The following is a 1,240-nucleotide window of genomic DNA, read 5'->3' as shown; positions in this document are numbered from 1 at the left end:
TTTTTTATGGCAAAGTTTTCATTAGAAGTTAAATTAGAAGCTATTCAGGACTATCTTGAAGGGAAAGAATCTTATAGAGCCATAGGCAATCGAATAGGTACGCATCATAAATCTATTATGAAATGGGTAGGTCTCTATAAAAAATATGGAATAGAAGGTTTGAGATCTAGGTATACAAATTACTCTGTACAATTTAAAATGGACGTACTTAACTTTATGAATGAAACAGGGACGTCTCTTTTAGAAACAGCTGTAATATATAATATTCCGGATCCATCGACTATTTTACAGTGGAAAAANNGGAAATAGAGCGTTTACGTATGGAAAATGCATATTTAAAAAAGTTGAACGCCTTAGTTCAAGAGGAGAGAAAATCTCAGAACGTCAAAAAGCGCAAGTAATTTATGAATTAAGGCATGTTTTTAAGGTAAGTCACTTAGTGAAAATAGCTGAGATTGCGCGTAGTACATATTACTACTGGGTAAAACAATTTACTCGCCCTGATAAATACAAAGAAGTAAAAGAAATCATTAAACAGATTTTCGATGAACATAAAGGAAGATATGGGTATCGACGCATCACGTTAGAATTAAAAAATCGAAGTTACTCAATCAATCATAAAACAGTACGTCGTTTAATGGGTGAGCTAGGTTTAAAATGTCTCGTCCGCATGAAGAAGTATCGTTCTTATCGTGGAAATGTTGGAAGAATTTCTCCAAATGTTCTTCAGCGTGATTTTAAGGCTTCTAAGCCTAATGAGAAATGGGTTACGGATGTGACAGAATTCCATTTATTCGGGAAGAAGCTCTATTTATCGCCAGTTTTAGATCTCTTTAATGGTGAAATCATTGCTTATAATATAGAAACACGACCTGTATTTCCACTCGTTACAAAGATGTTAAATCAAGCGTTTGAGCGTTTAAACGAAGGTGATTCCCCTATACTCCATTCGGATCAAGGGTGGCAATATCAAATGACTCGATACCAACACTTACTTAAAGAACATCAAATTACACAGAGTATGTCCCGTAAGGGCAACTGTTTAGATAACGCAGTCATTGAAAATTTCTTTGGCTTATTAAAATCTGAATTACTTTATCTACAAGAGTTTGAAAGTATGGAACATTTTACTTTGGAATTAGAACAATATATTTACTATTACAATCACAAACGTATTAAGACAAAACTAAAAGGATTGAGCCCTGTGGAATACAGGATCCAATCCTTATTAGCTGCTTAG

At 33.9% G+C, this 1,240-nt stretch carries 1 pseudogene; it reads left to right on the top strand.

Annotated elements, in window-relative coordinates:
• Nucleotides 1–6: 6 nt before the first annotated feature.
• A pseudogene (locus tag CN373_RS24760) lies at nucleotides 7–1,240 on the top strand (IS3 family transposase).

It is taken from the genome of Bacillus cereus, assembly GCF_002561295.1.
Taxonomy (GTDB): domain Bacteria; phylum Bacillota; class Bacilli; order Bacillales; family Bacillaceae_G; genus Bacillus_A; species Bacillus_A cereus_S.
The sequence above is the reverse complement of the archived record's forward strand: the minus strand, read 5'-3'. Positions and strand labels throughout refer to the sequence as shown.